Here is a 12,695-nt window from a genome sequence, read left to right on the forward strand (position 1 = left end):
GCAAAACTTTCATCATTTCCGAACAAAACTGCTTTTTGTCTGTTCAAAAGATCGGTGATAGATGGCATTTGGGAAAACAAAAAGGAGCCTAGTTTTCACTAGACTCCCCAATGGTTGACATAGAACCAAAAGTTCACCCAAGTCTTCGGAGCCAAACACGCATTGCTGATCGTCGTCCTCTCGTCGGTGATTTTATCCTACGGCGGCGTGTCGGTGTTCGTGATTATTTTCTCCATCTATCCCATTGCCCTGGTGCTCTTCCAAGAGGCAAACATTCCCAAGCGGGTCATCCCCGGGGCCATTATGCTGGGCGCCGGCTCCTTTACGATGACGACCCTGCCCGGCACCCCGGCGCTGACGAACATTATTCCCACGAAGTATCTGGGCACCACCACCACGGCGGCGCCGATGCTCGGTGCGATTTGCGCCCTCATTATGTTTACGGCGGGCATGCTTATTTTTACGGCCTACATTAAAAAGTTAAAGGCCAACGGCGAAGTGTTCGCTCTGGGAGAAAAAGACAAAGCCATCGGCTTAAGCGACGTCAATATGGACGATCTGCCGCCCTTCGGCCTTTCCGTCATCCCCATCATCCCCATCGTCGGCACGATTCTCGGGATTCGCTTCTCCGGCATCGACATCGACTCCGTCTACTCCGTGGTCATTGCCCTTCTCTTGGGATCGGTTTTAACCTTCCTTCTGTTCAGAAAGCGCTTAACGGAGCCGAAAGAGGCCCTGCGCACGGCCAGCGAAGGCTCCATCAGCGCCATTATGAACACCTCCTCCATCGTAGGCTTCGGCGGCGCCATTCGATTGGTACCGGCCTTTCAACAATTCGTCGCCTTTGCCACGGGCCTGTCCTTCCACCCCCTGATTTCCGCGGCCCTTGCCGTAAACATCATCGCCGGCATTACGGGATCCTCTTCCGCCGGGATCACGATCTTTATGGACAGCATGGCGCAAAACTTTTTAAGCATGGGCATCGAGCCCCAATTGCTCCACCGAATCGCGGCCATGGCCGCCGGGGTCTTGGACTCCCTGCCTCACGCAGGCCCCAACGTCACCTTCCTTATGGTGACGGGGCTTACCTTTAAAGAAGGCTACCCGGGCATTTTCTTCGCCACCTGCATCGTGCCGTTGATCGGGCTGATTTGTGCCCTGCTCCTGGCCTTTATGGGCGTATGCTAATCCCCTTGTGAAAAGAAAGGACAGTCTATGAAACGAATCAATGCAAAAGAAGCCGCAGCACTTATTAAGGACGGCGACGGCTTAATCGTCTCGGGCTTTTTGCTCCAAACCACCCCTTCTGAAATATTAACGGCCATCGGCGAGCGCTTCGAAGAAGAAGGCGCGCCCAAGGAAATGACCGTGCTTCAGGCGGCGGGCGTGGGCAACAACACCGACGAGGGCATTTACGAAATTTCCCACCCGGGCATGATCAAGCGCTACATTACCGGCCACTTCGCAAACAATCAGCGCCTCATCGACCAAGCCAACGCCAACGAAATCGAGGCCTACAACTTCCCCCAAGGCGTCGTTTCGAAAATGTATCGCAACATCGCCTCGGGCTTTCACGGGGAACTCACGAAAGTGGGCCTGAAGACCTTCTGCGATCCCCGGGTGGAAGGGGCCAAGATCAACGACGCGGCAAAAGAAGACTTGGTGGAACTGGTCACCTTGGATAACGAAGAGTATTTGTACTACAAGGCGCCGAAAATCGACGTGGCCTTGATTCGCGGCACCACCGCCGACGAGTTGGGCAACATTACCTTCGAGGAAGAAGCCTCGGTGGTGGATGCGCGGGAAATCGCCATGGCGGCAAAAGCCTCCGGCGGCAAGGTCATCGTGCAGGTGAAGTACATGGCCGATTCCCGCTCCGTCAATCGCAACGACGTGATCATCCCCGGGATTTTCGTGGACTACGTGGTCGTCAGCGAAAAACCGGAGACAAAACATCGCCAGACGCCGGCGAATTTCTACGATCCCGCCATTGCAGGACAGTCTCGCGTGATCATGGAAGAAGTGGCGAGCTACCCCTTAAACGAGCGCAAAATCATCGCCCGTCGGGCGGCCATGGAATTGGCCCCGGGCGACGTGGTGAATCTGGGCATCGGCATTCCCGAAGTCGTGGGCATCGTCGCCAACGAAGAGGGCTTCGGACACGACATCACCCTCACCTTGGAAGACGGCATGATCGGCGGCATTCCCCTCGGCGGCGCCAATTTCGGTGCGGCGGTCAACGCCATGGTGGGCCTGCCCATGAATCAGCAATTCGATTTCTACAACGGCGGCGGCCTGGACTGCGCCTTCCTGGGCTTTGCGGAAGTCAACGCCGAGGGCGACATTAATGTGAGCCGCTTCGGCAAGCGCATTGCCGGGGCCGGCGGATTTATCGACATTTCCCAATCGACTCAAGACATCTACTTCTGCGGCACCATGACCGCCGGAGGATTGAAAGAGCGCGTGGAAGACGGCAAGCTCATCATCGAGCAGGAAGGCAAGCGCAAGAAGTTTTTGAAGGAGTTGGATCAAATCACTTACAGCGCCGAGCACGGCTTGGAAATGGGCCAAAACGTCACCTTTATTACGGATCGCTGCGTCATGAAGCCCTCAAAAAACGGCCTGGTCATTACGGAAGTGGCGCCGGGGGTGGATATCCAAAAAGACATTATCGATCAAATGGAATTTGAACCCATCGTCGCCGATGATGTAAAGCCCATGGACCCGATTATTTTCAAAGACGAACCCATGGGCCTGAAACCCGCCCACAGATAAGGAGGAAAAAATGAACTACGAGCCCAAAGGATTGTATTTAGAAGAGTTTGAAATAGGAAAAGTCTACGTCTCCCAAGGACGGACCATCACCGAGGCCGACGTCGCCACCTTCGCCGGCGTCTCCGGCGACTTTAACGTCCTTCACACCAACGACGAATACGCCAAAAAAGGCCCCTTTAAAGAGCGGGTGGCCCACGGCATGTTGGGTGCGTCGATTATGACGGGGCTTTCCAATATGATCGGCATTTTTGACGGCACCACCGTCGCCTTTTTGGAACTCACCATTCGCTACAAAAATCCCCTACGGATCGGCGACACCGTGCACCTGGAGTTGGAGCCGGTGGAAGTGAAGCGCTCTTCCAAACCGGGGCGGGGCGTCGTGAATTTCGAAGCCCGCCTGGTCAATCAAGACGGCCTTTTGATTACGGAATCCCCCTGGGCGATTATGATGAAGGCAAAAGCATAGGAATAATTTGGTCACAGGAGATGTCGGCGCGTGCCGGCATCTTTTTTTGTGCGAGAAAATCCGTAGGTCGAAAAAAATTTCAAAAAAAGCATTGACGCTGTATTAAGACGATGATACAATATGGCTGTATTAAGGAAGCAGTACAAACGAAAGGAGGGAATGATGGATTTACTTGATGTGGCGTCTTTAACCAAAGACTATGGAAACGGAAGAGGACTTTTCGACTTCTCGATGCAATTAAATGCGGGCGACATTGTCGGCCTCATCGGCGTAAACGGCGCCGGTAAAACAACTTTATTGAACATGTTGGCCGGCTGCATTCACGCCGATTCCGGCAAAATATGCTACGAAGGCGAAGAGGTCGCCATGGATTCGCCTCGCCGGAAAAAATTCGGCGTTTCCGTCGACCCGAATTTTTATGAGTATTTGACCGCTTATGAAAATTTGGAATCCATTCTGTACCTAAACGGAATAACGGATGCAGAAAGAATAAACACTGAAATCAAGGGCGTGCTAAACACGGTTGGTTTGGAAGGGGTGGAGAAAAAGAAGATTAAGGAATTTTCTTTCGGAATGAAGCAGAGGCTCGGGTTTGCCCAAGCCTTGCTCAATGCCCAAACCGTGCTGCTTTTAGATGAGCCTTTTGTAGGCTTGGATATTCACGGCCGCGGGATGGTAAAAAGCCTCATTCAGGAGATGGCAAAGAAGCAGAAAATGGCGGTGATTTTTTCGGACCACAACTTAGACGAAGTAAAGTCTCTATGCAATCGTCTCATTGTGATAAGAGACGGAGTCAAGCACTATGATGGTGACATTCATATTCAAAGCGCCGTCATGTTGAATGTTGACGACACGGATAAGATCGATAGTCGTTACGCAAGAAAATTAGATCGGCATAGGCTGGTCATCACAGAGGAAAATATGAACGAGAAGCTACATTCCATTAGCTCGGTCGCTACCATATTGAACATTGAAAAGGTAATTAATCCACTGGAAAAGTTGCTGGAGGAGGGGAATGATGAAGACGCTTGTTCGGTTCGAGCTATTTAAGCAGTTAAAGCGAAAAGAGAATCTGCTTGTATTCTTCATGTTCCTATTGCCCTTGTTTTACGGTTTGGGCGTACACAATCATTCGTCGATCGTAACGTATAACAGCAAGGAGCTAATCAATGGGCTGACTTTTGCCGACAACATATACACCTTGGTCTATATGGTCTTCGTTATTTTTCTCATTCTCGCCATCAACAGTGCGAATATACTAAAAGGGGAAATTGAAAACGGAAGCCTCTCCATGATGTTGAATCGCGTCAATAATCGGCGCAGGATTTATCGATCGAAGTTTTATGCGCAATCCATTTATTGGTGGGTCGTGACGGCTTTATTCGTTGTCTTCTCGATTGGATGCTACTATTTACTGGTGGCGAAGCTTCCGATAGCCGACGGAAAGCTTTTTGGCAGCCGCTATCTTTCCGATCTGATGACGATCGTTGCGACCGGTTCATTGTACATACTGGCGATCAGCTTGGTACAAAGTCTCAGTATGTATGTTAAATCTCATGTTTCGATTGGTGTGTTTATTGTTTTGTTTGTCGTACTCATGTATATAAAATCATTCCCGGGCATACAATTGGCATCTCCCATGTATCATCTGGAGCAATTGATCGATAGCGGGAAGGGAATTGATTTTATTCGGTTTATGGCACTTAACTGGGGATTGGTTTATTTATTAAACCTTATAGGCATTAGGAAGTTTGAACGAAGTGATTTGTAAAAGAAGTAGCACAGATGAAAGGAGGGCCCATGGAATTTGACGGCAATCGACCGATTTATCTGCAGCTTTACGAAACCATTCGAAAGCAAATTGCCGCCGGGGAGCTTTTGCCCGGAGAGAAATTGGAATCGGTACGAAATTTGGCGAAGATCTACGGTGTGAATCCAAACACCGTGCAGCGGGCATTACAGGAACTGGAGCGGGAAGCGCTCATTGAAACGGATCGAACGCGGGGGAAATTTGTGACGGAAAATAAAGACACCATCGACACTTTGGGCAAGGACGCCTTTTTCGACGCCTGCGATCAATTGATCGACGTGGCGGCGGATCTGTCCATGACACAGGAGACAGCGGTAAAATTACTGAACAAGCGTTGGGAGAAAGGAGGGTCTCATGAAGGCCGTTGAGTGCAAACAAATCGACATCGACTACCGAGGCAAATACGTCTTGGACAAACTGGATTTAGCATTGGAGCCGGGGCACATCGTGGGGCTCATGGGGTCCAACGGCGTGGGGAAGACGACGCTCCTTCGCATTTTGGCTGGCCTCGAGATGAGCTACAAGGGCGAGGTAAAAATCTTCGGCGAAAAAATCGGCAAGGCCACGAAAAACATGGTGAGCTACCAGCCGGACCACCTGCCTCTCCCGAAGGACTTAACCGCCGAGGCCTGCGTGGATCTCTATGGCCATTTCTTCGACGACTTCGATCGGCAAAAGGCCTTTTACATGCTGAAATCTTTTGATCTCGAGCCTTCCCGCCGCATTCGCGAAATGAGCAAGGGCATGCAGGACAAGCTGCAGGTGGCGCTGACCCTATCTCGAAAGGCGAGGCTTTATTTAATGGATGAGCCCATCGGTGGCGTGGATCCCCTGGCGCGGAAAAACGTCATCGATGGAATTTTAGACGGCTTCGACACGGAGGCGACCTTGATCATCTCCACCCACATGGTGGAAGCTATCGAGCCCATTATCGACACGGCGGTGTTCTTAAGAGACGGCAAGGTGCTTTTAAACGAAGATGTGGAAGGCCTTCGCGGCCGCTACGGCAAGGATCTTGAAGCGATTTTCAGGGAGGTGTACGATGTCTAAACTCATTAGCTATTATTTCAAGCGAGACAAATGGATTCTTCTCGCCATGTTGGGATTAGGGCTTCTCGGTAGTTTCCTCTTGTGGAGCTACACGGGAGAAGAGAGCGCGATCGGCGCCGTCACCATCTTTGTCGGCGTCGCGGCTTTTTTCATCGGCGTAAGCATCATTCCCTTGTGGCTTTGCATTAGGGATTACAAGCGCATGTACGGCGCCTACGGCAGTTTCTTCGCCGCCCTTCCCCTGACGGGAAAAGAAGTCATGGGCGGCCGGGCCATTTGGCTGATTATCGTGGAACTCGTGGAGGTCCTCTCCTCTGTGGTCTTTTTCGGACCCTTTTTCGTTCTCATAACGGGGAATGATCCGGGGATAGGGGAGTTTCTCAGTGAGTTACTCGAGAAGCCGGCCGTCACCTATTTGCATGGCTTTATACTTTTGGTCATCGTCGGAATGCTATTTTCAGCGGCCGTTTGGCTATTCGTCACAAGCGTGGGGAGCGAAAAAACCTTCCGCCGCTTCGGCATCGGCGGGCCCATTATGCTCTACATCGGCCTGCAAGTGGCCATAAATGTGGTAACGAAAGTGGTGATCGATACCATGGGAAGCCAAAGACAGATTGTAAGCGAAGAATATTTTAATCAGGTCGCTTCCCAACTGTTTTTCAGAACGTCTCTCGTGTTGAGCGGGCTTATGCTTATCGCCGCCGTGGTGCTCTTTCTCAGAAGTGTCCACAGCCACGACAAGAAACTTTCCGTGTCATAAAAATGTAACGAGCGAGGCTTTCGGGCCTCGTTTTATTTTGCCCTCATTGTTGATAAAATAGTTTTGTAAAACACATTGGAGAAAAAAGGAGGGCCTATGGGATTTAAAGTGGCCATGGCGCTTGCCGTCTATGTCATTCCGGGAATCATGATCTTTTTCGGCGGCCTTATGCTGGATCATCCGCCGAAAACAATTAACGCAGCTTACGGCTACCGCACATCCATGTCCATGCTTAATCAGGACACCTGGGACTACGCACAGGCCGCCTGCGCCAAACGGTGGCGAACATGGGGCCGCGTCCTCGCCCTTATCACCCTCGTCGTGTTGATTTTCGCCCTTCGCCGCCCGGCCTTTGCCGATGTGTTGGGCTTCTACACCGCCTTTGAAACCGCCTTTCTCTTGGCCTCCGTGGCCGCCACGGAAATGGATCTGCGCCGCACCTTCGACAGAGAAGGTCGGCGGAAGGCGTAGGGCGCCCTTGAACATTGTGCTTTTCCCCGGCCTGTGTTAGGCTAAAACAAAGAAAAAATGAATGGAGGATATCATGAAACGAATTTGTCGATTGTTGGCGGTGCTTTTTCTCGCCACGGGGCTGATTTTGCCGGCTCGTTCGGCCTTTGCCGCAAGTCGAGACGAAAAAATCGCCTACTTACAAAAAGCCGGCGTGGTGACCGGCTATCCCGACGGCACTTTGGGCCTGGATGCGCCCATTAAGCGTTCGGAAATCGCCACATTGCTCGTAAAAATCGACGGCAAGCAAGCTGAAGCCGCCGAAAAAGCCGCTGTTTTTAAAGACGTGCCCACGAGCCACTGGGCCAACGGCTTTATTCGCGTGGCGAGCCAAATGAAAAATCCCGGCGGCGTCAGCGCCATTATCGGCTACCTCGACGGTACCTTCCGCCCGGAAAAAAATATCTCCAACGCGGAAATGATGAAAATTCTCGTGGCAGGCGCCAAAGCCGATCTTACCCTCGCCGACGAAGCCAAAGCCGATTGGCCCGCAAGCTGGATCAATTGGGCGCGGGAGATGAACATCGTGGGCCCCGGTGCAGGCGTCGACGGATTGGATCCCGACAAATCCGCCACCCGCGGCGACGTTTTCGTCATGGTCTACAATGCCAAGGTGAAGCCCGCGGCGCCGGCGGAAAAACCCAAGGCCAATGAAGAAAAACCCAAGGTCAATGAAGAGGATGAAAAGCCCCTGAAAGATCAGAATCCCGCGGATGCCGCCAATCGCGGCAACGCCTTCCACATGATCTACAACGGAACCTGGGCGAAAAATCTACCCTTTTTGAAAAAATAAATCCATTGAAAAGCCAAAGCCTCACTTCGGGGCCTTGGCTTTTTTCGTGGGAAAAAGGGGGAGAGCCGCAAAAAAGGGAAATAAGAAAGAGTTCACCTAAATAAAAACATATTTTATTAAAAGAATGGTATAATTCATTTATATAAACACAAAGGAGGCAATAATGAAAGGACACATGAAGAGACAATGGACCGTGCTTCTCCTGGCCCTGGTCATGACCCTGGCCACGGGCTTCGGCGTATTCGCCGCGAGCTACCCGGACCTGGCGGGGCACTGGTCGGAAGGCACCATGATTAAGGCCGCGGATCTCGGCTGGATCAAAGGTTACGACGACGGCACCATGCGCCCGAATCAATCGGTGACCCGGGCGGAATACATCGCCATGGTCCACCGCATGGCGGGCTTGGAAAAAGTAGGCGCGAAAGAGCAATCGGCCTACGACGATTTGAATCAGGCAGCTTGGGCCGACGGGACCATTCGCCAAGCGGAAGAGGCGCAGCTCTTGGATTTGGTCTTCATGGGACCGAACCTGCGTCCCAACGACCCCATCACCCGTGAAGAAGCGGCGGCCGTTCTGAATTTGGGCACCATGCTCAAAAATATGGATGCACAATCCGGCTTGACGAAAGAGAATGTAGAGACCATTCATAATTTCGCCGCCACGCTGACGGAAAGAAACAACAACCCCGACGCCCTGAGCTATTCGGACAAGGCCGATGTGACGCCGCGCTACGTGTGGGCTGTCGGCCAATTAACCGACGGAAAAATCATCACGGGCTACGAAAACAACGCCTTTAAGCCCCAAGGCAAGCTGACCCGCGCCGAGGCCATGACCTTGATTCTCCGCGCCACGGGCGAGGTGCCGGCACCGGTTGAAAAACCTGCGCCGCAACCCGCGCCGCAACCGACCCCGGCACCGAAGCCGGCGACGGAACTCGTGGGCAAAGTCGTACAGGAAGACGGGAAGTACTACATCGTTAATGTAGAAAACGGCGCCCGTTTCAGCCGCAACGCCTTTAAAGACGGCTACGTCACCATCGGCGATCAGGCCTACCTGCTCGGCACGGACGACGCCCTCACCTCGGGCTTCATCCGCAGAGACAACAAGACCTACTACATCGACCGCGAAAAGGGAAAGGTCCGCGGCTGGAAACAAATCGGCGACGGACTCTACTACTTCTCTCCGGCCAACTACCGCATGTACAAAAACGGCATGTTCTCCACCGGCGAAGGCGTGTACTGGTTCGGCCAAGACGGGAAGCTCAAGATCGGCAAGCGCCCCGGCGGGCAACACGGCCGCCTCGTTTACTGGGCAGGCCCCTCGGCCAAGGAACTGGAAAACGGCTGGCTCACCGGCCCCGATCAGGAACTTCGATTCAGAGGACAGGAAATGGCCAACTACGCCGCCGCCTTCGAAGGCCAACCCTTCCGTTGGTACGGCTTTGAATTCGACAGCGGCAAAGGCGTCTACTGCGTCGGCCTCACCTACGCCACCCACAAGGCCTTCGGCATCCACATCCCCGGCCCCAACGACGCCAACATTCGCCTGCACAGAGGCTACGAATTGCCCCGCGTGCAATACGAAGCCGCCTACAAATTCGGCGGCATGCGCTATGCGGCCAACTTTGCCAACGCATGGCCCGGCGACATTATCTTCAATTACAGCCCGAACTTCTATTTAGGCTACAACCACGTGGGCCTGTACATGGGCAAAAACAACGGACGGGACATCTACGTCCACGCCACGCTGAAAAACGGCATCTTTGTCGGCGACTGCAGGGAAATGAACCGCGAAATCGGCCGCCGCTTCAACAAAGAATTCGTCCGCTACAACACGGACAAAAACAAAGGCAACGGCCAAATTCCCGAAATCTTGCGCCGTCAATAGTCGGAAAAAAGAAAACCCGAGGATGATCTCGGGAGTATAAAAAGAAAACACAGTGCTGCGACTGAAGCGGCCTGTGTTTTTTAATTGCGAAAGACGCATAGTGTTTCCATCTTCGCTTTTATACGCTATAATTAAAGCGAAAGTGAGGTGTTGCGAAATGGATTCTTTAAAAGCCTATTTAAACGATCACGGAATCATTACAAATAGACAGGCTCAAGGGCTGGGCTACGACAGACACACATTATCGGAGCTGGTAAAAAAAGGCGAGCTGAAGCGACTGCGCCCGGGCGTGTATCAAGACAAAGACGCCGCTCGGGACGATTTCGCCTATATCGCCTCCAATAGCGAGCGCATCATTTTTTCCCATCAGACGGCCCTTTACCTCCACGATCTTTCCGATCGGGCGCCAGGCACCTTCCACATTACGGTTCCCCAGGGCTATAATGCCGCGCACATTAAGAAACGCTACGAAAACCTGCAGGTGCACTATGTAAAAAAAGAACGCCACGAACTGGGGCGATCGGAAATCAGAACGCCGCCGGGGAATCGGGTGGCGGTCTACGATATGGAAAGAACCATTTGCGATCTGATCATGGATCGGGAAAAGACGGATAAGCAGATTTTTATCGACGCCATGCAGCGCTATTTTAAGGCATCGAATAAAAACGTGATTCGGCTGATAAAATACAGCCGGGCATTTATTATTGAGGAAGAATTGAGGAAATACATGGAGGTCCTTCTGTGACAAATATAGAAAGTATGAAGGGGAAAATAAGAAATTTCTCCGGGCAAGCCCATTTAAGTGCACAAGAAGTCTTGCAGATGTATTTCTTCGAGCGATTTTTGGACAGGCTGGCGAAATCGGAATACAAAGAAAACTTTGTTATTAAGGGCGGTTTTTTAATCGCTTCGTTAATCGGGATTCAAAACCGAACGACCATGGATATGGATACGACGGTGAAAGGAATTCCTCTAAGGGAAGAAACCATCAAAGAGATTCTTACCTCCATTGTGGAGGTGGATGTTCGAGACGATATAAACTTCCACATTGCCGGCATCGACTATATTCGGGAAGACGACGATTACGAGAATTTCCGAGTCTCCCTCTATGCCGTCATTGGCAGAACGAAAAATCCCATGAAACTGGATATTACGACGGGCGATGCGATTACGCCGAGAGCGATCGAATACGCCTATCCCTGTATGTTCAGCGAAGAGAAAATAAATGTCCTCGCCTATCCTTTGGAAACTATTTTGGCGGAAAAGTATGAGAGCATTATAAAAAGAAACATTGCCACGACGCGCATGCGCGATTTTTACGACCTGTATACTCTCTATCGCTTGAAAGAAAGGGAAATCGACGAAGAGGCATTAAAAAAGGCCGTTGAGAGGACGGCCGCCCGGCGAAACAGTTTGGAAATCTTGGGTGATTATGAGGAAATCATCGAAATGATACGGGAAGATGCTTATCTGCAAAACTTGTGGACCGCCTATCTTCGTGAGAACCGGTATATTGGCGAAATCAGTTTTAATGAGACAGTAGAAGCACTAAGCGCCTTGGCACAGAGAATAAACAAAGAATAGGCCGGGCAAAAGATCGTGGACAGATTTTGATGGGTGCGGTAAAATAGAGCCTTCTTGAAACTTCGAAAAGGAGGATGCCTATGGAAGCCATAAAAACGGGCCGGCCGCTGAGGTCTTGGCGGGTACTAAACGGCGCCCAATTAAAGTACATTGCCTTTTTGTCCATGCTTTTGGACCATATAAACAACGCCTTGATTACGCCTTATTTAGACGGGGCGGGTCCATTGCTCCATGTCAGCAATCTTTTGAGTATCTTGGGGCGAGTGGCCTTTCCTCTCTTTATGTTTTTTCTCGTGGAGGGCTTTTTCAAGACCCGCTCCCGGAAAAAGTATCTCATGAACCTCTTGCTCTTTGCGATTATTTCGGAAGTGCCCTTCGATCTCTTTACCTCTCGGGAGCTTTTCAATAACAACTGGAACAATATGATGTTCACTCTTGCTTTGTCTCTCGTCACGATCTGGATCGTGGACAGTTTGAAGGCGCGGCTGTCGAAAAAGTCCGCGGCCCTGTGGTACGGGGCGTCCATCGTCGTGGTGGCGGTGATGTCCGCTGCATCCATGTTTTTCAGCCTGGACTACGATTACCACGCCATCGTCGTGGCCTATTTGTTCTACCTCTTTTACGAAAAGCCCCTCTACGGCGCGGCCCTGGGCTATCTCTCCATTATCAAGGAGCTTTATTCCGTCCTGGGTTTTGCCGCCACCCTTACCTACAACGGCGAGCGGGGAAAGCAGTATAAGTGGCTCAACTACGCCTTTTACCCGGTGCATCTGTTGATCTTGGGCCTTCTCCGCGTGGCACTGAAAATTTAATGTATCCGCTTAATACTACCACCATCCCAAGCCCGTCTTGGGATTTTTTATTTTTCCTTAAAAATTCCTTTTTTTCTCCCCTCATAGGTATAATAGAGGCATAGGTTCTTCGGATTAAAAGGGAAGTTGCTTGCGGCACGCGGTCCCGCCACTGTAACGGCCGAGACGCCCATTCACTTAACGGGAAGGATGGAACGTCGCCTGAGGTCAGAAGTCAGGATACCTGCCTATGGAAAAAATTTCTTCA

14 protein-coding genes and 1 riboswitch are annotated in these 12,695 nt (G+C 51.5%); all 14 genes read left to right on the plus strand.

The genetic code is table 11. From position 1 onward, the window contains the following. Positions 1-162 precede the first annotated feature (162 nt). Positions 163-1,188: a GntP family permease gene (locus DG046_RS08350; protein WP_108832055.1), complete on the plus strand. Its 1,026-nt coding sequence runs from the start codon at positions 163-165 to the stop codon at positions 1,186-1,188. Between the two features lie 27 nt (positions 1,189-1,215). Then, positions 1,216-2,775 carry an acyl CoA:acetate/3-ketoacid CoA transferase gene (locus tag DG046_RS08355; RefSeq protein ID WP_108832056.1) on the plus strand — a complete coding sequence of 520 codons (1,560 nt, stop codon included), beginning with the start codon at positions 1,216-1,218 and terminating at the stop codon, positions 2,773-2,775. A gap of 10 nt (positions 2,776-2,785) precedes the next feature. Beyond that, positions 2,786-3,241 (plus strand): MaoC/PaaZ C-terminal domain-containing protein, encoded by a 456-nt coding sequence (locus tag DG046_RS08360; RefSeq protein ID WP_108832057.1) that lies wholly within the window; start codon positions 2,786-2,788, stop codon positions 3,239-3,241. A 162-nt stretch (positions 3,242-3,403) separates the two neighbouring features. After that, entirely contained in the window at positions 3,404-4,291 is an 888-nt protein-coding gene (locus DG046_RS08365; RefSeq protein ID WP_159082109.1) for an ABC transporter ATP-binding protein, read from the plus strand. Next, complete coding sequence (locus DG046_RS08370; RefSeq protein WP_108832059.1) at positions 4,257-5,012, plus strand: ABC transporter permease subunit; 756 nt, start codon at positions 4,257-4,259, stop codon at positions 5,010-5,012. The genes DG046_RS08365 and DG046_RS08370 overlap by 35 nt, the downstream gene beginning before the upstream one ends. A gap of 29 nt (positions 5,013-5,041) precedes the next feature. Then, positions 5,042-5,419 (plus strand): GntR family transcriptional regulator, encoded by a 378-nt coding sequence (locus tag DG046_RS08375; protein ID WP_108832060.1) that lies wholly within the window; start codon positions 5,042-5,044, stop codon positions 5,417-5,419. After that, positions 5,406-6,101, plus strand: coding sequence for an ATP-binding cassette domain-containing protein (locus tag DG046_RS08380; RefSeq protein WP_108832061.1), 696 nt, complete (start codon positions 5,406-5,408; stop codon positions 6,099-6,101). The genes DG046_RS08375 and DG046_RS08380 overlap by 14 nt, the downstream gene beginning before the upstream one ends. Further along, entirely contained in the window at positions 6,094-6,861 is a 768-nt protein-coding gene (locus tag DG046_RS08385) for a hypothetical protein (protein WP_108832062.1), read from the plus strand. Before DG046_RS08380 ends, DG046_RS08385 begins: the two co-directional genes overlap by 8 nt. Before the next feature lie 96 nt (positions 6,862-6,957). Further along, the gene (locus DG046_RS08390; RefSeq protein WP_108832063.1) at positions 6,958-7,332 is read left to right on the plus strand and encodes an SdpI family protein; all 375 of its coding nucleotides are present in this window, start codon (positions 6,958-6,960) and stop codon (positions 7,330-7,332) included. A 73-nt stretch (positions 7,333-7,405) separates the two neighbouring features. Continuing rightward, positions 7,406-8,164, plus strand: coding sequence for an S-layer homology domain-containing protein (locus DG046_RS08395; protein ID WP_159082110.1), 759 nt, complete (start codon positions 7,406-7,408; stop codon positions 8,162-8,164). Between the two features lie 163 nt (positions 8,165-8,327). Further along, complete coding sequence (locus DG046_RS08400) at positions 8,328-10,052, plus strand: S-layer homology domain-containing protein (RefSeq protein ID WP_108832065.1); 1,725 nt, start codon at positions 8,328-8,330, stop codon at positions 10,050-10,052. 157 nt (positions 10,053-10,209) lie between these two features. Further along, the gene (locus DG046_RS08405; RefSeq protein ID WP_108832066.1) at positions 10,210-10,797 is read left to right on the plus strand and encodes a type IV toxin-antitoxin system AbiEi family antitoxin domain-containing protein; all 588 of its coding nucleotides are present in this window, start codon (positions 10,210-10,212) and stop codon (positions 10,795-10,797) included. Further along, positions 10,794-11,636, plus strand: coding sequence for a nucleotidyl transferase AbiEii/AbiGii toxin family protein (locus tag DG046_RS08410; RefSeq protein WP_108832067.1), 843 nt, complete (start codon positions 10,794-10,796; stop codon positions 11,634-11,636). Before DG046_RS08405 ends, DG046_RS08410 begins: the two co-directional genes overlap by 4 nt. Before the next feature lie 80 nt (positions 11,637-11,716). Continuing rightward, on the plus strand, positions 11,717-12,448 hold the full coding sequence (locus DG046_RS08415) for a TraX family protein (RefSeq protein ID WP_108832068.1): 732 nt from the start codon (positions 11,717-11,719) through the stop codon (positions 12,446-12,448). Between the two features lie 85 nt (positions 12,449-12,533). Beyond that, a riboswitch (cobalamin riboswitch) is annotated at positions 12,534-12,693 on the plus strand. Positions 12,694-12,695 lie beyond the last annotated feature (2 nt).

Origin of the sequence: Aedoeadaptatus coli, assembly GCF_900343085.1 — a bacterium.
Lineage (GTDB): Bacteria > Bacillota > Clostridia > Tissierellales > Peptoniphilaceae > Aedoeadaptatus > Aedoeadaptatus coli.